Origin of the sequence: Actinomadura syzygii (genome assembly GCF_008085905.1) — a bacterium.
In the GTDB taxonomy this organism is placed as follows: Bacteria; Actinomycetota; Actinomycetes; order Streptosporangiales; family Streptosporangiaceae; genus Spirillospora; species Spirillospora syzygii.
Genome location: NZ_VSFF01000005.1, coordinates 134119 through 153633, shown reverse-complemented (window position 1 = coordinate 153633; position 19515 = coordinate 134119). Strand labels below are relative to the sequence as shown.

Genomic DNA, 19515 nt, shown 5'->3' with positions numbered 1-19515 from the left:
CCGGCCCGTGCCCGGCGTCCCGAACGAGAAAGCGGTCGCTCATGACGTCGGTGAGCATGCGTCGCGTCGACGAGGTGCCCGACAAGGAGCTCCTCCACCGCCACGCCCAGGGGGACCCGCACGCGTTCGCCGAACTGGTCCACCGCCACCGGGACCGCATGTGGGCCGTCGCGCTGCGCACCCTCGGCGACCCGGAGGAGGCCGCCGACGCGCTGCAGGACGCCTGCCTGTCGGCGTTCCGCGCGGCCGGACGGTTCCGCGGCGACGCCGCCGTCACCACCTGGCTGCACCGGATCGTGGTGAACGCCTGCCTCGACCGCGTGCGGCGCAAGTCCGTCCGCCCGGCGACGCCGATGGGGGACGACGCCACGTTCGACGCCGTCGCGCCGAAGATGCCCGACCCGACCGACGCGCACGGGGTGTCCCTCGACGTCCGCACCGCGCTGGAGCAGCTGCCGTTCGAGCAGCGCGCGGCCCTCGTCCTCGTCGACATGATGGGCTATTCCGTCGACGACGCGGCTCAGGTCATGGAGGTCCCGCCCGGCACGATCAAGAGCCGGTGCGCGCGGGGACGGGCCCGCCTCGCGCCCCTTCTGGTCCACCACCGGAACCGACGGGAACCGAAAAACGTCGGAGGTGTGGAAGGAGGTGGCATGCCCAAGTGAACCCCGCACACCTTGACTACGACATCCTCGCCGACCTGGCCGAGGGAATGCTCGAAGACGACGAAGCCGCCTCCGTCAACGCGCACCTCGACACCTGCGCCGACTGCCGTGAACGATCCGCCGACCTCGCGGACGTCTCCCGGATCCTGGCGGAGGCACCCGTGCCGTCCATGCCCGCCGAGCTGGCCGAACGCATCGACACCGCCATCGCCGCGGAGTCGCTGAACAGCGCCACGGTCGCGAGCCTTGAGGAGCGGCGCGGAAGGCGGCATTGGCGGATCCTCTCGGCCGCGGCGGCGGCCGTGGTGGTGCTCGGCGGCGGAGCGGCGGTCGGCAGCCTCGCGCTGGACGACGCGGACGGCGGCCACGGCCAGGCGGCGACCCCACCGCAGGACAACGCCCGCCCCCGCACCGCGGAGGGGATGGCGCCGAACGCCGCGCCAGCGCCGGCCTTCGAGGTCGCCCGCAGCGGCACCCACTACCGGGCCGGGACGCTCGCCGCGCAGGTCGGCGCCGTCGCCGCGGACGGCTCGACCAAGCGCGGCCTGGCCGCCTCGCCGGACACGCGGCTCCGCGAGTGCGTGCTCGGCGTGGTCGGGGAGCGCAAGCCCGTCCTCGTCGACCAGGCCGACTACGAGGGCGGCCCGGCGACCGTCATCGCCGTCCGCGGCGACCAGAACGGCAAGCTGACCGTCTGGGTCGTCGGCCCGGACTGCTCCGCCGCCAACCAGCACGTCCTGAAAAAGATCGACAACGCCTGACGCGTGCCACCGAGGCCGTGCCCGTCCCCGGACGGGCACGGCCTCCACGCGTACGGGCGACCTTCGCGTGTCGCCCGCCTAGGGCAACGCAGACTCGCGTCGCAGGGCGGCGGGTCGTGTCCGGTCGGTTCTTCGGGGCCGGGGATGTCGCGTGTCCGGTCGATGTCGCGGTCGGGTGTCCGGGCGGTGTCGCGTGGCGGCGCGGTCGTGGCGGCGCGGTCGTGGGGCGGGCGGAGGGCGGCGGGTCGCGGTCGGGTGAGGGAATCGTGTCGCTTGTCGCGGTTGGGAGGGCGTCAGAGGGTCGCGAGGAAGTCCAGGGCGATCGTCCAGGCGCGGTCGGCGGATTCGGGGTCGTGGTCGGGGAGGTCGGGGTCGGTGAAGAGGTGTCCGGCGCCCCGGTAGCGGAAGACCTCCACGTCCGCGCCCGCCTTGCGCATGCGCAGGTACCAGGTGTTCAGCCAGTCGGCGGGCTCGTAGGTGTCGGGGTCGGCGACGTGGAGCTGCACCGGGATCTCGGTGGAGGCGTCGTCCGCCATGTCGGACGTCCCGTGCATCAGCAGCAGCCCGGCGGCCTTCGCGTCGGCGAGCGCGAGGGTCTGAGCGACGGCGGCGCCGAGCGAGAACCCGGCGTAGACGAGTCCGCCGGCGTCCACGAGCGGGGCGGCGGCCGCGACGCCGCGACGCAGCAGTTCGTCGCGGCCGATGTCGTCCTTGATGGCGAGCCCGTCCTCCGACGTGTCGGCGACACGCCCGTCGTAGAGGTCGGGGACGTGGACCTCGTGTCCGGCCGCGCGGAGCCTGTCGGCCGCCTGGTGCACCGCCGGACGCAGCCCGTACATCGAGTGGAGAAGCAGAATGCGCGCCATCCCCTCACCCTACGACCGCCCGCCGACAGGACGTCCCGCGCCTGACCGGCGCCTCTCCCGGACGGGCCGCCGCCGGACGCGGGAGTCGGGCGGCGTGTCCCGGGAATCCCCGGGGCCTAGGATCGGTTGACGCGATTGGCAGGGCCGGGCCGTGCCGCGCCGACGGCCATGAGGAAAGGCAGATGCAGTGAGCGACGTCCGTAACGTCATCATCATCGGTTCGGGCCCCGCGGGCTACACCGCTGCCGTCTACGCGGCCCGCGGCGACCTCCGCCCGCTGGTCTTCGAGGGCTCGGTGACCGCCGGCGGCGCGCTGATGAACACCACCGACGTGGAGAACTTCCCCGGCTTCCCGGACGGGATCATGGGCCCCGACCTCATGGACAACCTGCGCAAGCAGGCCGAGCGGTTCGGCGCCGAGCTGATCACCGACGACGTCACCGAGGTCGACCTCACCGCCGACCCGAAGGTCGTCAAGGTCGGCGACGACGTCTACCGCGCGCGGACGGTGATCGTCGCGACCGGGTCCGGCTACCGCAACCTCGGCCTGCCCGACGAGCAGCGGCTCTCCGGACGCGGCGTCTCCTGGTGCGCGACCTGCGACGGCTTCTTCTTCCGCGAGCAGGACATCGCCGTCGTCGGCGGCGGCGACACCGCCATGGAAGAGGCGATCTTCCTGACCAAGTTCGCCCGCTCGGTGACGGTGGTCCACCGCCGCGACGAGCTGCGCGCGTCCAAGATCATGCAGGACCGGGCGTTCGCCAACGAGAAGATCCGCTTCCTGTGGGACAGCGAGGTCGCCTCGATCCAGGGCGAGGACAGGGTCACCGGCGTGACCGTCCGGAACACGAAGTCCGGGGAGCAGTCGGCGCTGGAGATCACCGGCCTGTTCATCGCGATCGGGCACGACCCGCGCAGCGAGCTGTTCGCCGGGCAGTTGGAGACCGACACCGACGGGTATCTCCTGGTGGACGCCCCGTCCACGCGGACGAAGATCCCCGGCGTGTTCGCCTGCGGCGACGTCGTCGACCACGTCTACCGGCAGGCCATCACCGCCGCGGGCACCGGCTGCGCCGCCGCCATCGACGCCGAGCGCTGGCTCCAGGACCAGGACTCGGAGAAGAAGGTCTCGGAGGTCGAGGCGTCCTGACCGCGCCGCCGCCCCAACCACGGGGCGGACGTCCAGCGAGCCTTGACCACCGGAACCGTACGAACACCGAAAGGGAACCACCATGAAAGCCGTGACCGACGCCGACTTCGCGTCCGAGGTCCTGGGCAGCGACAAGCCCGTTCTCGTCGACTTCTGGGCCGAGTGGTGCGGCCCGTGCCGGATGGTGGCGCCGATCCTGGAGGAGATCTCCAAGGAGCACGGCGACAAGCTCGACATCGTGAAGCTGAACATCGACGAGAACCCGAAGGTCCCGCAGCAGTACAACGTGCTGCAGATCCCGACGATGAACGTCTACAAGGACGGCGAGGTCGTCAAGCAGATCATGGGCGCGAAGCCGAAGGCCGCCCTGCTGCGCGACCTGGCCGAGTTCATCTGACGGTCCCGTTCGGCTGATCGTCCCGGTTCCTCGTCGTCTCCCGCGGCGAGCGCGAAAGGCGTGTGGCCCGCGCTCTGGCTCAGAGTGCGGGCCACACGCATGCGAAGCCAGGCGACGATCGGGGCGGGAGGGGCTCAGATCGTCCTAGACGGGACGCAGCGCCCCTTCGGGTGTCATGGAGCCCAGGAGCCGTTCCAGCGCCACCTCGACGTCCTCACGCCACGACAGGGCCGACTTGAGCTCCAGCCGCAGCCGCGGGTACCGGTGATGCGGCCGGACGGTCTTGAACCCCACCGAGAGCAGATAGTCGGCGGGGACCATGCACCCGCCCTCCTCGCCCTTCAGGTCGCCGAACGCCTCGATCGCCTTCACCGTGCGGCGGGTGAGGTCCTTGGCGACGCCCTGGACGAGCATCCGGCCGAGCCCGCCGCCCGCGAACTCCGGCAGGATGTGCGCGGTCATCAGCAGCACCGCGTCCGCGCTGACCGGGCTCGTCGGGAACGCGACCGAGCGCGGCACGTACAGCGGCGGCGCGTACATCACGAAGCCCGCCGGGACGTTGTCGACGTACACGATCTTGCCGCAGCTGCCCCACTCCAGCAGCGTCGAGGAGATCCACGCCTCCTTCTCCAGGGCGGGGTCGCCGGTCTCCAGCGCGCGGTCGCGGCCGACCGGGTCCAGCTCCCAGAACACGCAGCCGCGGCAGCGGTGCGGCAGGTCGGCGAGATTGTCCAGCGTGATGTTGACCAGACGACGCGACACCGGGTCGGCACCCCCTGCTGCGATTCTCGCCCGCCGTCCCGGACCGGCGGCCGGGACGGCCGTCGGCTGGTCGGGCGGAACGCCACTCCGCGGAAGTCCCCGGCAACATTCCGGGTCCCGGGGGCATCGTATCGGACAGGGAGCCCCGCGCCCGGACGGCACGCCCGTCCATGATCGAAGCCCGCCGCACGAGCCGGGCGGGCCGGGCTGGTCGGGCTGGCCGGGTTGGCCGGGCGACGCGCCCGGGGTTCGTCGGGATCGGCGCGGGCCGATGCCGTAAGTTGCAGGCAAGCCAGTCCACCGCCTCGGAGGTGCCTCGTGGAACAGCACTCGCGTACGGACGCCTACACCGACCGCTACGCCGCCCGTGCCGCCGGCATGGTGCCCTCGGAGATCCGGGCGCTGTTCGCGATGGTCGCCCGTCCCGAGGTGGTCTCGCTCGCGGGCGGCGCGCCGTACGTGTCGGCGCTCCCCCTCGACGCCGTCGGACGGATGATCGGCGAGCTCGTCGCGGGCAAGGGCGCCGAGGTGCTCCAGTACGGCTCCGCGCAGGGCGACGAGCGGCTCCGCGAGCACATCTGCGAGGTGATGGCGCTCGAGGGCGTCCAGGCGTCCGCGGACGACGTCGTCGTCACCGTCGGCGCGCAGCAGGCGCTCGACCTCATCACCAAGATCTTCGTCGACCCGGGGGACGTCGTCCTCGCCGAGGCCCCGTCCTACGTCGGCGCGCTCGGCACGTTCGCCTCCTACCAGGCCGACGTGGTGCACGTCCCGCTGGACGAGGGCGGGCTGATCCCCGCCGCGCTCCGCGAGACGCTCGCCCGGCTGCGCCGCGAGGGCCGCCGCGTCAAGTTCCTGTACACCGTCCCGACGTTCCAGAACCCGGCGGGCGTCACGCTCACCACCGCGCGGCGCGCCCAGATCCTGGAGATCTGCGCCGAATACGACGTGCTCGTCGTCGAGGACAGCCCGTACGGGCTCCTCGGTTTCGACGGCGACCCCATGCGGGCCCTGCGCGCGGACGACTCCGAGCGCGTCATCTACCTCGGCTCGTTCTCCAAGACGATCGCGTCCGGACTGCGCGTGGGCTGGGTGCTGGCGCCGCACGCGGTGCGGGCGAAGCTCGTCCTCGCCGCCGAGTCGGCGATCCTGTGCCCGTCGAACTTCTCGCAGCTCGCCGTCCGGGAGTACCTCGCGACGCAGCCGTGGCGCGAGCAGATCAAGGGCTTCCGCGAGATCTACCGCGCCCGCCGCGACGCGATGCTCGACGCCCTCGACCAGCTCATGCCGGACGGCTGCACCTGGACCCGGCCCGCCGGCGGCTTCTTCGTCTGGCTGACGCTCCCCGAGGGCCTCGACTCCAAGGCGATGGCGCCACGCGCGATCGCCGACCGGGTCGCCTACGTCCCCGGCACCGGCTTCTACGCGGACGGCACCGGACACCGGCACATGCGGCTGTCGTACTGCTTCCCCGAACCGCACCGGATCCGGGAGGGCGTCCGCCGCCTCGCCGCGGTCATCGAGCACGAGGTCCGCCTCCGCGACACCTTCGGCGGGACGGTCGCGGGCGGCTCCGTCGGCGTGCAGGCCCCCGGGCCGGACGTCGTCTGAGTTGTTTCACGTGAAACACGCCGGCTCTCGGGCCCCTTCGCGGGCGTCCGGGGGTCGGCGCTTTCTTTCGACCACCGTCTAGAGGGGCACCAGCAGTGGAACTCGGGCATGTCGTCGTCCTCGCCGGCGGACTCTCCTACGAGCGCGAGGTGTCGCTCCGGTCCGGCCGCCGCGTCACCGAGGCGCTGCGCGCCCTCGACATCCCCGTCGAACTCCGCGACGCGGACGCGACCCTCCTCGACTCCCTCACCGACGACCCGCCGGACGCGGTGTTCCCCGTCCTGCACGGCGCCGCGGGGGAGGACGGCTCGATCCGGGACGTCCTCGAACTGCTCGACGTCCGCTACGTCGGCGCGCGTCCGGACGCCTGCCGCGTCGCCTGGGACAAGCCGACCGCCAAGTCCGTGGTGCGGCGGGCCGGGCTCCAGACGCCCGAGTCCGTCGCGCTGCCCAAGGAGGTCTTCCACGACCTCGGCGCTTCGTCCGTCCTCGACCAGATCATCCGGAGTCTCGGTCTTCCCCTCTTCGTCAAGCCGACGCGGGGCGGGTCGGCGCTCGGCGCGTCCGTCGTCCAGGAGGCCGCCGACCTCTCCGCCGCGATGGTCGGCTGCTTCGCCTACGGGGACGCCGCGCTCGTCGAGCGCTACGTCCCCGGCACCGAGGTGTCGGTGAGCGTCATCGAACGCGACGGCGAACCGGTGGCGCTCCCCGCCGTCGAGATCGTCGCCCCCGGCGGCCTGTACGACTACACCGCCCGCTACGACGCCGGGGACACCGAGTTCGTCACCCCGGCCCGCCTCGACCCGGACGCCACCGCCCGCGCCACCGCCGCCGCCGTCACCGCCCACCGCGCCCTCGGCCTCCGCGACCTCTCCCGCACCGACCTGATCGTCTCCCCCGACGGCGAGGTCCACTTCCTCGAAGTCAACGTGGCCCCCGGCATGACCGAGACGAGCCTCTTCCCCCGCGCCATCAGCGTCGCGGGCCTGGACCTCGGCGAAGTCTGCCGCTCCCTCATCCTCTCCCGCTTCCCCTAACACCCGGCCAGCTCCGCCGAACGACGGAGCGCACGACCGACCGCGCGGGGGACCGATGTTTCACGAGAAACATCGCCCGCCGCCTACGCGGCTCCCGTGGCGCAAGGCAGATCGGCACGGCAGATCGATGCGTAGCCCGCGCGATCCGTGGCTGATCGGTGCGCGCCCGTCGGCGGTCGACGCGCCCCACCTCTCCGTCGGCGGGGCCCTCATGTTTCACGGGAAACCTCGAACCGCCCAACACCCGAGCCGCCCTCGCGCCCGCGTCAGGGGTGGGGTTGGGGGAGGGATGTTTCACGGGAAACAGGGGCGCCCCGGGAGCTGGGCTTCCGGGGCGCTGGGGTGGGCGGGCGTCAGGTGCCGGTGGATCAGTCGTCGGGGGCCATGGACTTGATGATGCGGTCCAGGTCTTCGAGGGTGGCGAACTCGACCACGATCTTGCCCTTGCTGCGGCCCATGTCGACGCGGACCTTGGTCTCGTAGCGGTCGGAGAGCCGGTCGGCGAGCTCCTGGAGGCCGGGCGCGACCGGCTTCTTGCGGCGGCCCTGGCGCGGCGCCTTCGGCTCGTCGTACTCGCGGAGCGCGATCAGCTCTTCGAGTGCCCGGACGGAGATCCCCTCCTGGACGACGCGCTGCGCCAGATGCTCCTGCGCCTCGACGCTGTCGAGCGAGAGGAGCGCGCGGGCGTGCCCGGCGGACAGGACGCCCGCGGCGACGCGGCTCTGCACGGCGGGCGGCAGGTTCAGCAGGCGCAGCGTGTTGGTGATGTGGGGACGCGACCGTCCGATGCGTCCGGCGAGCTGCTCGTGCGTCGCGCCGAAGTCCTGGAGGAGTTGCTGGTACGCGGCCGCCTCCTCCAGCGGGTTGAGCTGCTGGCGGTGGAGGTTCTCCATGAGCGCGTCACGGAGCAGGTCGTCGTCGCTGGTTTCGCGGACGATCGCCGGGATCACGTCCAGCCCGGCGCGCTCGGACGCCCGCAGCCGCCGCTCGCCCATGATCAGCTCGTAGTCGTGCCCGTCCGACGCGACCTTGCGGACGACGATCGGCTGCAGCAGGCCGACGATGCGGATCGACTCGGCCAGCTCGTTCAGAGCGTCGTCGTCGAAGTAGTCGCGCGGCTGGCGCGGGTTCGGCTTGATGGAGCCGACGGACAGCTCGGCGAAATGGGCCCCCGCGACCGGCTCCAGTCGCAGATGGGACGCCGCCGACGCCATGCCGTTCGCGCCGATCGGCCCCGCCCCGCCGGCGGAGCCCGGCGCGCCGCCGTCGGCGACGGCCGGATCGCCGGGCACGGGCGGGGGCGGACCCGTCGGGATGAGGGCGCCCAGCCCCTTGCCCAGCCCGCGTCGCTGCTGGCTCACTGGACGGCCCCCGCGTGGGCCATCTCGGACGCGGCCTCGCTGTAGGCGAGCGCGCCGCTCGAACCGGGGTCGTAGGTCATGACGGACTGCCCGTAGCTCGGCGCCTCGGAGACCCGGACGCTGCGGGGGATGACCGTGTTGAGGACGACGTCGCCGAAGTGGTTCCGCACGTCCTCCGCCACCTGCGCGGCGAGCCGCGTCCTGGCGTCGTACATCGTGAGCAGGATGGTGGACACCTTCAGCTGTTGGTTGAGGTGCGCCTTGACGAGGTCGACGGTCCGGATGAGCTGCCCGAGGCCCTCCAGCGCGTAGTACTCGCACTGGATCGGGATGAGCAGTTCGTCCCCGCCGACGAGCGCGTTCACGGTGAGCAGCCCGAGGGACGGCGGGCAGTCGATCAGCACGTAGTCGAACTTGTCGGTGTCGTAGGCCTCGAGCGCCCGCCGCAGCCGCGACTCGCGGGCCACCTTGGACACGAGCTCGATCTCCGCGCCGGCGAGGTTGAGCGTCGCGGGCGCGCAGTAGAGGTTCGGGATCTCGGGCGCCGGGACGACGATGTCGGCGAACGACATGTCCTCGATCAGCACGTCGTAGATCGACGGGACCTCGGCGTGGTGGTCGACGCCGAGGGCGGTGGACGCGTTCCCCTGCGGGTCGAGGTCGACCACGAGCACCTGGGCGCCGTGCATGGCGAGGGACGCGGCGAGGTTCACCGAACTGGTGGTCTTCCCCACGCCGCCCTTCTGGTTGGCGATGGTGATGATGCGGCAGTTGTCCGGCCGGGGCCATTCCCTGTCCCGGCGGCCGGTCATCGTCCTGACCGTCGTGGCCGTGGTGGCGGCCGCCGCGGTCGACGTTTCACGTGAAACCTTGGCGTCCCTGAGCGCCTCGCGCACGAGTTCTGACTCCCCCTGAGTTGGTCCCTTGCGCGGCACCGGCGGCGGCGCGCCGGTGTTCGTCGGTACATAGCCGACGTTCTCCGCGGTTCCGGACGTCGTGGTGCCCCACTTCGCGTGCCCGGAGGGCGCGGTCCCCGGCGTGCTGGCCGGTTCCGCGTCCCCCGGCGCCCCGGCGACCGCCGTCCGGTCCGCGGCCGCGCCGGGTCCGCCCGGGCCGGGCGGCTGTTCGTCGGGGGATTCGTCGGCGCGGTCAGGCCTGCCAAGTCCTGGTCCCGTGCTCATGAAGACCTCTTCCTCGACCCTTTGGCACGCCGGGGTGCGCGCCTCCGTCGTCCGCCATCCTCGCCGCCGCCGGCGATCACCCGGACGAGAGTTGTCGGAGGGTCGACCATACCGCGCCCGACTTGAAGCAGTTCGGTGCCGCGCACCCCATGCTGCTTCAGGACGGGCCCGGCCTCGTCCAACTCGGCCGCGGCGCGCTCCCCCTTGAGCGCGAGCAGCTCGCCCCCCGGACGCAGCAGCGGAAGCGCCCACTTGGCGAGGCGTTCGAGCGGTGCGACGGCGCGCGCCGTGGCGACGTCCATCGACAGGCGTCCGGCCACCTCCTCGGCCCGCGCCCGCAGCACCTCGACGTTCCCCAGGTCGAGCATCTCGACGCACTCGGTCAGGAACGTCGTCCGCCGCAGCAGCGGTTCGAGCAGGGTGATCCGCAGATCGGGCCGGACGATCGCGAGCACGATGCCGGGCAGGCCCGCGCCCGAGCCGATGTCGACGACCCGCGCGTCCGGCGGCACCGCGGCCGACACGACCGCGCAGTTGATCAGGTGGCGTTCCCAGAGACGATCGACCTCGCGGGGCCCGATGAGCCCGCGCTCGACGCCGGCCGTCCCGAGGAACGCCGCATAGCGTTCCGCGACCGGAAGCGCGTCACCGAAAACCTCGCTTGCAATCCCCACCAGACGAATCGTTCCACATAACACGGCGGCGGCGCGCACGTGAAACGGCGTGACGGACGTCCGACCGCGAGCGCCCGCCGTGGCGCCGCAGGGTCGGAGGACCCTTCCGTTATGGCGAGAACCACATGACCCCACCGCATATTCGAGGCCCGTGGGGTAGGTGCTTGCGAGGTCGCCCGAATCCCCCTCGGAAGGAGCTCCGACAGATGGGAATCGGAGTCAGTCTCGCATTCATCGCCCTGGGCGCGATCCTGGCGTTCGCGCTGCGCGTCGATCTCACCGGCGTCGACATTCACCTGGTCGGCTGGATCCTCATCCTGGTCGGCCTGATCAGCATGGGCTTCACGCTCAAGTACACCCGGCCGCGGCGCAGCGCGGGCCGCATCACCGGCGCCGACCCCGCCTACGGGGACGAGCCCGGGACGATCGTCCGCGAGGAGCACATCATCGAGGACCCGCCGCCCGTCGGCGGCCGTCCGAGCGAGCGCGTCGAACGTGTGATCGATCACCGGACCTCTGACGCGCCGACCGGCCACAGCGAGATGGACCCGGCCTTCGCTCAGGATCCGGCGCACGCGCAGGACCCGGCGGAGGTGAATCGGACGGCCGTGGTGAACAGCGACACCCAGGTCCCGGAGCGCCGCAGATGGCGCCGCACCACGCGCCGCTGAGGCCGCGCTCGATGGAGCCCGGCCTCACCACACCGTGAAAAGCCGACGGCCCCGACCGCGCGGAGCGGTCGGGGCCGTGGACGGCGAAGATCAGGCGGGATAGACCACCACGTAACGGTCGGGCTCCTCGCCCTCGGACTCGCTGCGCAGCCCGGCGGCGGCCACCGCGTCGTGGACGATCTTGCGCTCGAACGGGGTCATCGGGGCGAGCGGCTTCGACTCGCCCGCCTGCTTGACCTCGTCGGCGACGTCCGTGCCGAGCTTGGTGAGCTCGGCCCGCCGCCGCTCGCGGTACCCGCCGACGTCGAGCATGAGCCGGGTCCGGTTGCCGGTCTGGCGGTGCACGGCCAGCCGGGTCAGCTCCTGCAGCGCCTCCAGGACCTCGCCGCGCTTGCCGACCAGCTCGTCCAGGGAACCGCCGACGACGGCGACCATCGCGCGCTCGCCCTCGACGTCCATGTCGATGTCGCCGTCGTAGTCACCGATGTCCAGGAGGCCCTCGATGTAGTCGGCGGCGATCTCGCCTTCCTGTTCGAGCGCCTGGACGTCGACCTCGGTGGTGTCGGTCTGGCTCAACGGGATCTCCTTCTCCGGCACGTGCTCGGGGTTCAAACTAGCGCTTCGGGGTGCCGCTGCGCTTGCTGCGCGGCTTACGGGTCGGCTGGTTCCGCACGACCTTGGGCTTGGTGTCGGGCTCGTCGTCCACCGGCTCCGGCTCCGGCTCCTTCTTGAGCCTGGCCTTGGCCTTGATCCCGGACGCGGCCTGGCCGTTCTTCGTCCCGGCGGCCTTGGCGCCCGCCTTGGCCCCGGCCTTGCCCGCGCCGGACTTGCCACCCGTCTTGCCGGTGGTGGTGGACGCGGCCTCGCCGTCCGTGCCGGGCGGTGGGTACCGCTTGTAGATGTAGTGCTGCTGGGCCAGCGTCCAACTGTTGGACGTGACCCAGTACATGAGGACACCCAGCGGGAACCCGAGCCCGAACAGACCGAACAGCGGCGCGAGGAAGACCATCATCTTCTGCGCCTGCATCATCGGGTTGGCGTCGTCGGTGACGGGCTGGCGCTTCATGCTGGCCCGGACGGTGAAGAACGTCGTGCAGGAGCTGATCACCACGGCGATGCCGGTGACGATGATGGCGCTCCACACCTTGGGGTTGGCGCCCCAGGCGTTCAGGAACGTGTCCGGGATGTGGGCACCGAAGATGTTCGCGTTCTGGGCGCTCTTGACGAGGTCCCAGTTCATCGCGAAGACGTCGTGGCCTTCCTTGGCGTCCGAGATCCGCTTGAGGGTCTGGAACAGCCCAATGAAGATCGGCATCTGCACCAGGAGGGGGAGACAGCCCGAAAGCGGGTTGGCGCCGTTCTCCTGGTAGAGCTTCATGACCTCCTGGTTGAGGCGCTGCTTGTCGTTCTTGTACTTCTTGCGAAGCGCCTGGACCTTCGGGTTCAGCTCCTGCATCTTCCGCGAAGCGTGGATCTGCTTCACGAACAGAGGGACGAGCAGCAGCCGCAGGAGGACGGTCAGCAGAATGATCGAGCCGCCCCAGGCCCAACCGCTGTCCTTGGGGAGGAAGGTGCTCAGCCCCGTGTGGATCCACACGATGAGCTGAGAGACGATCTCGTACAACCAATCAAGCACCGGGCAGCTCCTTGGGGTCTGCTAGGGCGGGGCCGCTCTCCTCGCGGCCGGAGTTCGAGGGGGCCGCCGTGGACCTCGTCTTCCGCGGCGGCACCGGGTCGTGACCCCCGGGATGGAACGGATGGCACCGCGCGATCCGGCGGGCCGTCAACCAGGTGCCGCGCAGCGCCCCGTGCACCTGGAGCGCCTCCAGGCCGTACGCGCTGCACGTGGGCTGGAACCGGCACTGCTGCCCGAGCAGGGGACTCAAGAAGCGGCGGTAGGCGCGGACGAGAAGGATCAGCAGGCTCGCGACGGGGCCCGGTCGCCCCATCTGATACCGCGCGGGGAGAGCCATCCCCTGCCGAGTCCTCATCTCCGCCCCTTGGACGCGGGCCGCAGGAGCCGGTCCAACGCCGACTCGAGATCCGCGGCCAGTTCGCCAGGACGCGCCTTCCCCGCACGGGGGTTGGCGCGTACTACGAGCAGGCTACCCGCTGGCAGCCGGTCCAGGTGCGGGCGCGCCAGGTGGCGGAGCCGGCGCCGCACGGAGTTGCGGACGACGGCGTTCCCCACCGGGCGCGCGACGATGAACCCGACGAGCGGCGGCGCCGCCGCGCCGGGCTCCTGGTCCGGCTGGAGCAGATGAACCACGACATTCGGCCGTCCGGCGCGGCGTCCGCGCCGGACGGCCAACGTGAAGTCGTCCCGCCGCCGCATCCGGTTTCCGGACGGCAGCACAGTGTGGGTGGGTCAGACCGCGATGCGGGCGCGGCCCTTGCCGCGCCGGTTGGCGAGGACCGCGCGGCCCGCGCGCGTGCGCATGCGCAGCCGGAAGCCGTGCTTCTTGTGGCGGCGACGGTTGTTCGGCTGGAAAGTACGCTTGCTCACTTGAGGCTCCAGTGCTGCGGTCGGTTCGGCGTCATGGTCGGCAAAGGCTCGATAGCTCGCATCGAGGGCCGCGTCCGGTCCCCCGCAGCGGGGGCCCGCCCGAGCCAGCCTGGCGAGGCTGCCGGCGGGCACGCGGCATCTCCGTCGATGCGACTCGACCTCAGAACGTTACGGGCAACCGGCCACGCGGTCAAACGGAGCGGCCGCTCCAGCGCCCCGGACGCGCATGGGAACGGCGTCGGCGGGCATGCCTGGGGATCGGACTCCGATGGACATGTTGGACGGGATGGCGCCTGTTGCGGGTGTGGCTCACAGCGGTTAAGGTCGTCCGGGCGAGCCGACGCTCCTCCGACGAATTTCGCGATCTGATGTCGGTCCTCAGCCCCGCTAACCCCCGTTCAAGAACCACCCCACCACCGGCCCTGCGAAGGCCGGCGCTCTCCCGACCTCGTTCACCGGAACCCGCCTCGTGGGTTTTACACAGGGTGCCCCATGCCTATGCACAGCATGTGGACAACTCTGTGGACAACTCGTGAGAGAGTAAGTCCTTCGCGCCGCGGCGTGCCCCGTGAGGCCGATCGCGTGCCGTGGGGCGGACGGGCAGACAGGTACTCCGTCGGACGGAGGGGGAGGGGACCTTGCGCATGGACGGTCAGGATCTCGGATCGGTCTGGGCCCGCACCCTGACGGCCCTGGCCGAGAGCGATCTGTCGCCGAGCTACCGCGCATGGCTGCCGATGGTCCGCCCGCTGGCGCTGGTCGAGGGCACGGCGCTGCTCGCCGCCCCGAACGAGTTCGCCAAGGACGCCCTCGAAACACGCCTCCGGAACCTCATCACGCAGGCGCTTTCGCGTGAGCTGGGCAGGGAGATCCGCGTCGCGGTGACCGTCCAGCCGGAGCCTCCGGCGGGTGCGCCGGGCCCTCCCGCGGGAGCCTCGCGGCCGGGTGCGGGGGAGCCGCTGTCGGCGCCGGTTCCGGGGCCGGGAACAGGGCTCGGGATGCACGAGCCGACGCCGTCCTACGGCGATTCCTACTCCGAGCGCCCGCCGGACGACCGGGACCGCGAGCGCGACCGTGACCGCGACCGGGAGCGCCCGTTCGGCGACCAGGGGTACGGCGAGCGATCCGACCGCGCGTACCCGGAGCAGCCGTACGGTGACCAGGGGTACCGGTCGGGAATTACCCACGGCCCGGGTGGACGCGGAGGTTATCCACAGGCTGAGGATGACGAGCGCGGCACCTATCCCCCCGCACCCCGTCCTCCTACTTCTTATGGCCCGCCGGGTGGACGTGACCCCGCCCCGTTCGAGAACCGTGGCCCCCAGGCATATCCCGGTTATGGAAACCAGGAAGGTTTCGGTGGGGAACACTCAGGGCGGCCTCCGCATTCTCATCTGAACGACCGGACGTTGGGTCAGCACCGCCCAGGTGGTCGAGCGGCTGAGCCGCAGGGTCGCGAGCCACAGCACGGTGGGAACGAGCCGCCGGTGGGCCGCGCGGAAGACACCTTCCAGGGCGGAGACCCGTTTCCCGGTGTCGAGCAGTCCTACGCACCGCCGGAGCAGTACGGCGGCGGCGGAGGGGGCGGCGAGCAGTATCGCGGCGACGAGCCCCCTTACCGGGAGAGTTCCTTCCGGGACGAGGACAATTTCGACCCGCGCGCTCCCGCACCCGCACCCGCCCCTGGGGCCGGAGCCTCGGAGCACGCCCGGCTGAACCCCAAGTACACGTTCGAGACGTTCGTCATTGGGTCGTCGAACCGGTTCGCGCACGCGGCGGCCGTCGCGGTCGCCGAGCAGCCCGCCAAGGCGTACAACCCTTTGTTCGTCTACGGCGACTCCGGCCTGGGCAAGACGCACCTGCTCCACGCGATCGGCCACTACGCCCAGAGCCTCTTCAACGGAGCGCGCGTTCGCTACGTGAGCTCCGAGGAGTTCACGAACGACTTCATCAACTCGATCCGCGACGGTAAGGCCGACGGGTTCCGCCGCCGTTACCGGGACGTCGACATCCTCCTCGTCGATGACATCCAGTTCCTTGAGGGCAAGGAGCAGACGCAGGAGGAGTTCTTCCACACGTTCAACACGCTCCACAACGCCAGCAAGCAGATCGTCATCTCCAGCGACCGTCCGCCCAAGGAACTGGTCACGCTGGAAGACCGGCTGCGCAACCGGTTCGAATGGGGGCTGACGACGGACGTGCAGCCGCCCGAGTTGGAGACGCGCATCGCGATCCTGCAGAAGAAGGCGCGCCAGGAGGGCCTCGCCGCCCCGCCGGACGTGCTGGAGTTCATCGCCTCGCAGATCGCGACGAACATCCGCGAACTGGAGGGCGCCCTCATCCGGGTCACCGCGTTCGCGAGCCTGAACCGGCAGTCGGTCGACATGAAGCTCGCCGAGATCGTCCTGAAGGACCTCATACCGAACGACTCCGGCCCGGAGATCACCGCCGCGATGATCATGGCGCAGACGGTGGAGTACTTCGGCACCACGATCGAGGACCTGTGCGGGCCGTCCCGGTCCCGGATGCTCGTCACCGCCCGGCAGATCGCGATGTACCTGTGCCGCGAGCTGACCGACCTGTCGCTCCCCAAGATCGGACAGCAGTTCGGGGGACGCGACCACACCACCGTCATGCACGCCGAACGCAAGATCCGGTCGCTGATGGCCGAGCGCCGTGCGATATACAACCAGGTCACGGAGCTGACCGGGCGCATCAAGCACCAGGCGCGCAAGCGCTGACCGGCACGTTCGTGCACAGTGTGGACAACCGGCGTCGACGCCTGTGGACGGGACGCGGGCGCCTCGTCCACAGCCCGTCCGGCGTACGGAACCGACATAGGGCGCGCATCACCAGAGATCCGGAGTCGCTACTCACAAGTTGTGGAAAACTCTGGGGATTTTCGTGGATAACCCGGTGGGCAACCCTTGGAAAAGCTGAGGATGAGGAGTGGACGGATGTGGACCCGCGACGCACGGGCCCCGCACTCCTGGGGAAAACCAGTGGACGGCCTGGGGACGCCTTGGGGACGGACCTGGGGGCGAACGGCCCGATCCGCCGTCCCCCGTACACAGGCGGCCGAAACCCACGGCATACCCGTGGAGAACTCGTGGAAAACCGGGGGATGACATGAGGACGACGTGTGGGGATGATTTCGCCGTCCCCAGGCGGCCGCGCGCCGTCCACCTTCAGTACACAGCCCCGGTGGACAGAAAAACGTGGGCTCACCTGGGAAAACTCGGTCTGTCCACACTATCCACCGCCCCTATTACTAGTACTGCACATGTTCTCTACTCAAAAAAAGATCCACCTCAAGTCAGGGCCTGGGGACAACCCGCTCCGAGCGCCCGGGCCGAGGCCGGATCACCTCACCCTTGTCCGACACCTGCAGGAGGCGGGTCCCCTTGAAGTTCCGCATCGACAGAGACGCCCTCGCCGACGCCGTCGCCTGGACCGCGCGCACGCTCCCGGTCCGGCCCCCGGTGCCGGTCCTCGCGGGCATGCACATCGTCGCCGGGGGTGAGGAGCAGAGCGACCGGTTGAAGCTGTCCGCGTTCGACTACGAGGTCTCCGCCCAGGTGTCCACCGACATCGACGTCGAGGAGGCCGGCACCGCGCTGGTGTCCGGACGTCTCCTCGCCGAGATCTCGCGCAGCCTTCCTCCCCACCCTGTGGAAGTGACGACCGACGGCGCCAAGGTGATGCTCCGCTGCGGCAGCGCGAAGTTCACACTTCTCACGATGCCTGTGGAGGACTACCCCACGCTGCCGGAGATGCCGCCCGCCGCTGGGTCGGTGGGCAGTGACGAGTTCGCCGCCGCGGTCAGCCAGGTGGCCATCGCCGCCGGCAAGGACGACACGATCCCCATGCTGACCGGGGTCCGTGTGGAGATCGAGGGCGAGACCGTCACCCTGGCGTCCACGGACCGGTACAGGCTGGCCGTCCGCGAGCTGCACTGGAAGCCGGAGCGGCCGGACTTCTCCGCCGTCGCGCTCGTCCCGGCCAAGACCCTCGCCGACACGGCCAAGTCGCTGACCGCGGGCGCCGAGGTGTCGATCGCCCTCGGCGGGACGGGCGGCACCGGCGAGGGCATGATCGGCTTCGAGGGCGGCGGGCGCCGGACGACGTCGCGGCTCCTGGACGGCGACTTCGTCAAGTACCGGTCGCTGCTGCCGAGCGAGTACGCCGGTCTCGCCGAGGTGCAGACGGCCGCGTTCATCGAGGCGGTCAAGCGCGTCTCCCTCGTCGCCGAGCGGAACACGCCCGTACGGCTCTCGTTCAGCCAGGGCGAGGTGGTCCTGGAGGCCGGGACGGGGGACGAGGCCCAGGCCGTCGAGGGTCTGGAGGCGACGCTGGAGGGCGAGGACATCGACATCGCGTTCAACCCCGCGTTCCTGCTCGACGGGCTGTCCGCGATCGGCTCGGACGTGGCGCGGCTGTCGTTCACGACGCCGACGAAGCCCGCCGTCCTCACCGGGAAGCCCCCGCAGGACGGCGAGAACCCCAACTACCGTTACCTGATCATGCCCGTCCGGCTGTCCGGGTAAGGGCGGCGGGCGGGACGACGATCCGCGGGGGAGAGCCGCCCTCGCGGCCCCGCACGCGCGGGACCGGCGCGTGCGATGACGCACGGACGCACAGATGACGCACGGACGCACAGGGGAGAGTGAGCTTGCATGGAGCTTGGGATCATCGGCCTGGGCAAGATGGGCGGCAACATGGCCGAGCGGCTGCGCCGCGGCGGTCACACGATCGTCGGCTATGACCGCGATCCGAACGTCAGCGACGTCGGTTCCGTCGAGGAACTGCTGGAGCGGCTGGCCCCGCCGCGCAACGTGTGGGTGATGGTGCCCGCGGGCAAGGCCACCGAGGAGACCATCCACAGCCTGGGGGAAATCCTCCAGCCCGGCGACCTCGTCATCGACGGCGGTAATTCACACTATGTGGACGACCAGAAGCACGGCGAGCAGCTCGCCGCCAAGGGCATCGGCTTCGTCGACTGCGGTGTGAGCGGCGGTGTCTGGGGCCTGGAGAACGGCTACGCGCTCATGGTCGGCGGGGACGACGCCAATGTGAAGCGCCTGATGCCCATCTTCGAGACGCTCAAGCCGGAGGGCGAATACGGATTCGTCCACTCGGGCAAGGTCGGCGCAGGGCACTTCGTGAAGATGGTCCACAACGGCATCGAGTACGCCATGATGCAGGCGTTCGGCGAGGGCTACGAGCTGATCGAGGCGTCCGACCTGGTCACCAGGGTGCCGGAGACGTTCCTGAGCTGGCAGGAGGGCACGGTCATCCGGTCCTGGCTGCTGGACCTGATGAACCGGGCCCTCGCGAACGACCCGGAACTGGACGACCTGCGCGGTTACGCCAACGACTCCGGCGAGGGGCGCTGGACGGTGCAGGCCGCGGTGGAGCACGCCGTCCCCCTGCCCGCCATCACCGCGTCGCTGTTCGCGCGGTTCGCGTCCCGCCAGGACGACTCCCCCGCGATGCGGGTCGTCGCGGCCCTCCGCCAGCAGTTCGGCGGCCACGCCGTCGAGGCCGTCGACGCCGTGGGCGCGGACTCCCCCGGCGCCGACGTCACCCCTCCCCCCGTCTGAGCTCCTCGTCCGGGCGGAACGCCGTCCGAGCGAAGTTATCCACAGTTGCGGCTTGGGCTGTGCGCGGCCGCCGACGTCCCCGATGCTGGGGATCGGACCGGCCGCGAGCTGCCAGAACGCCCCGCGGGCCCGTCCGCCGCGGGGCGTTCGCGCGTCTCGCGGACGTCAGCGGCACCGCGACCGTGGAGGGGACATGGGATGCACGACGACCGTCGAACGCTCGGCGCGCCGTCCGGGGACGACTCAGGCGGCGGACCGATGGCGCTCGCC

20 protein-coding genes are annotated in these 19515 nt (G+C 71.0%); 10 read left to right on the top strand and 10 right to left on the bottom strand.

Annotated elements, in window-relative coordinates:
• The first annotated feature begins 56 nt into the window (after positions 1-56).
• Entirely contained in the window at positions 57-665 is a 609-nt protein-coding gene (sigM, locus tag FXF65_RS13265) for an RNA polymerase sigma factor SigM (RefSeq protein WP_067905333.1), read from the top strand.
• A complete protein-coding gene (locus FXF65_RS13260; RefSeq protein ID WP_148350221.1) occupies positions 662-1426 on the top strand; it encodes an anti-sigma factor family protein in 765 nt (254 codons plus the stop codon). The genes sigM and FXF65_RS13260 overlap by 4 nt, the downstream gene beginning before the upstream one ends.
• A 293-nt stretch (positions 1427-1719) precedes the next feature.
• Here FXF65_RS13260 and FXF65_RS13255 read toward each other — a convergent pair whose 3' ends face one another.
• Entirely contained in the window at positions 1720-2292 is a 573-nt protein-coding gene (locus tag FXF65_RS13255; RefSeq protein ID WP_148350219.1) for a dienelactone hydrolase family protein, read from the bottom strand.
• A 187-nt stretch (positions 2293-2479) separates the two neighbouring features.
• On the opposite strand from FXF65_RS13255, the gene trxB reads away from it, so the two are divergent.
• A complete protein-coding gene (gene trxB / locus FXF65_RS13250; RefSeq protein WP_148350217.1) occupies positions 2480-3442 on the top strand; it encodes a thioredoxin-disulfide reductase in 963 nt (320 codons plus the stop codon).
• An 82-nt stretch (positions 3443-3524) separates the two neighbouring features.
• A complete protein-coding gene (gene trxA, locus FXF65_RS13245; RefSeq protein WP_148350215.1) occupies positions 3525-3839 on the top strand; it encodes a thioredoxin in 315 nt (104 codons plus the stop codon).
• Between the two features lie 144 nt (positions 3840-3983).
• Here trxA and FXF65_RS13240 read toward each other — a convergent pair whose 3' ends face one another.
• Positions 3984-4601, bottom strand: coding sequence for a GNAT family N-acetyltransferase (locus FXF65_RS13240; RefSeq protein WP_148350213.1), 618 nt, complete (start codon positions 4599-4601; stop codon positions 3984-3986).
• Between the two features lie 378 nt (positions 4602-4979).
• Between FXF65_RS13240 and FXF65_RS13235 the strand changes: the two genes are divergently transcribed.
• Positions 4980-6212, top strand: a complete 1233-nt coding sequence (locus tag FXF65_RS13235) for an aminotransferase-like domain-containing protein (RefSeq protein ID WP_148350604.1) — start codon at positions 4980-4982, stop codon at positions 6210-6212.
• 95 nt (positions 6213-6307) lie between these two features.
• A complete protein-coding gene (locus FXF65_RS13230) occupies positions 6308-7249 on the top strand; it encodes a D-alanine--D-alanine ligase family protein (protein ID WP_148350211.1) in 942 nt (313 codons plus the stop codon).
• A 368-nt stretch (positions 7250-7617) separates the two neighbouring features.
• Here the strand turns inward: FXF65_RS13230 and FXF65_RS13225 are convergent, their stop codons facing one another.
• From FXF65_RS13225 to rsmG, 3 genes are all read right to left on the bottom strand, one after another.
• Positions 7618-8610, bottom strand: a complete 993-nt coding sequence (locus tag FXF65_RS13225; protein ID WP_148350209.1) for a ParB/RepB/Spo0J family partition protein — start codon at positions 8608-8610, stop codon at positions 7618-7620.
• The gene (locus FXF65_RS13220) at positions 8607-9422 is read right to left on the bottom strand and encodes a ParA family protein (RefSeq protein ID WP_148350603.1); all 816 of its coding nucleotides are present in this window, start codon (positions 9420-9422) and stop codon (positions 8607-8609) included. The genes FXF65_RS13225 and FXF65_RS13220 overlap by 4 nt, the downstream gene beginning before the upstream one ends.
• Before the next feature lie 365 nt (positions 9423-9787).
• Positions 9788-10465: a 16S rRNA (guanine(527)-N(7))-methyltransferase RsmG gene (rsmG, locus tag FXF65_RS13215; protein WP_148350207.1), complete on the bottom strand. Its 678-nt coding sequence runs from the start codon at positions 10463-10465 to the stop codon at positions 9788-9790.
• A gap of 206 nt (positions 10466-10671) precedes the next feature.
• On the opposite strand from rsmG, the gene FXF65_RS13210 reads away from it, so the two are divergent.
• A complete protein-coding gene (locus FXF65_RS13210; RefSeq protein WP_148350205.1) occupies positions 10672-11136 on the top strand; it encodes a DUF6458 family protein in 465 nt (154 codons plus the stop codon).
• 90 nt (positions 11137-11226) lie between these two features.
• On the opposite strand, the gene FXF65_RS13205 is transcribed toward FXF65_RS13210, so the two are convergent.
• The 5 genes from FXF65_RS13205 to rpmH are packed head-to-tail and all read right to left on the bottom strand — an operon-like array spanning position 11227 to position 13642.
• The gene (locus FXF65_RS13205; RefSeq protein WP_148350203.1) at positions 11227-11712 is read right to left on the bottom strand and encodes a Jag family protein; all 486 of its coding nucleotides are present in this window, start codon (positions 11710-11712) and stop codon (positions 11227-11229) included.
• A 37-nt stretch (positions 11713-11749) separates the two neighbouring features.
• Positions 11750-12772 (bottom strand): membrane protein insertase YidC, encoded by a 1023-nt coding sequence (yidC, locus tag FXF65_RS13200; RefSeq protein WP_148350201.1) that lies wholly within the window; start codon positions 12770-12772, stop codon positions 11750-11752.
• Positions 12765-13127, bottom strand: a complete 363-nt coding sequence (yidD, locus tag FXF65_RS13195) for a membrane protein insertion efficiency factor YidD (RefSeq protein WP_378233801.1) — start codon at positions 13125-13127, stop codon at positions 12765-12767. The genes yidC and yidD overlap by 8 nt, the downstream gene beginning before the upstream one ends.
• Positions 13124-13492: a ribonuclease P protein component gene (gene rnpA / locus FXF65_RS13190; RefSeq protein WP_148350198.1), complete on the bottom strand. Its 369-nt coding sequence runs from the start codon at positions 13490-13492 to the stop codon at positions 13124-13126. The genes yidD and rnpA overlap by 4 nt, the downstream gene beginning before the upstream one ends.
• A 12-nt stretch (positions 13493-13504) precedes the next feature.
• Entirely contained in the window at positions 13505-13642 is a 138-nt protein-coding gene (gene rpmH / locus FXF65_RS13185; RefSeq protein WP_148350196.1) for a 50S ribosomal protein L34, read from the bottom strand.
• 644 nt (positions 13643-14286) lie between these two features.
• On the opposite strand from rpmH, the gene dnaA reads away from it, so the two are divergent.
• The 3 genes from dnaA (at position 14287) to gnd (ending at position 19245) form a co-directional block, all read left to right on the top strand.
• Positions 14287-16383: a chromosomal replication initiator protein DnaA gene (dnaA, locus tag FXF65_RS13180; RefSeq protein ID WP_148350195.1), complete on the top strand. Its 2097-nt coding sequence runs from the start codon at positions 14287-14289 to the stop codon at positions 16381-16383.
• 663 nt (positions 16384-17046) lie between these two features.
• Positions 17047-18189, top strand: a complete 1143-nt coding sequence (gene dnaN / locus FXF65_RS13175) for a DNA polymerase III subunit beta (protein ID WP_148350193.1) — start codon at positions 17047-17049, stop codon at positions 18187-18189.
• A gap of 129 nt (positions 18190-18318) precedes the next feature.
• Complete coding sequence (gene gnd, locus FXF65_RS13170; protein WP_148350191.1) at positions 18319-19245, top strand: phosphogluconate dehydrogenase (NAD(+)-dependent, decarboxylating); 927 nt, start codon at positions 18319-18321, stop codon at positions 19243-19245.
• Positions 19246-19515: the final 270 nt, after the last annotated feature.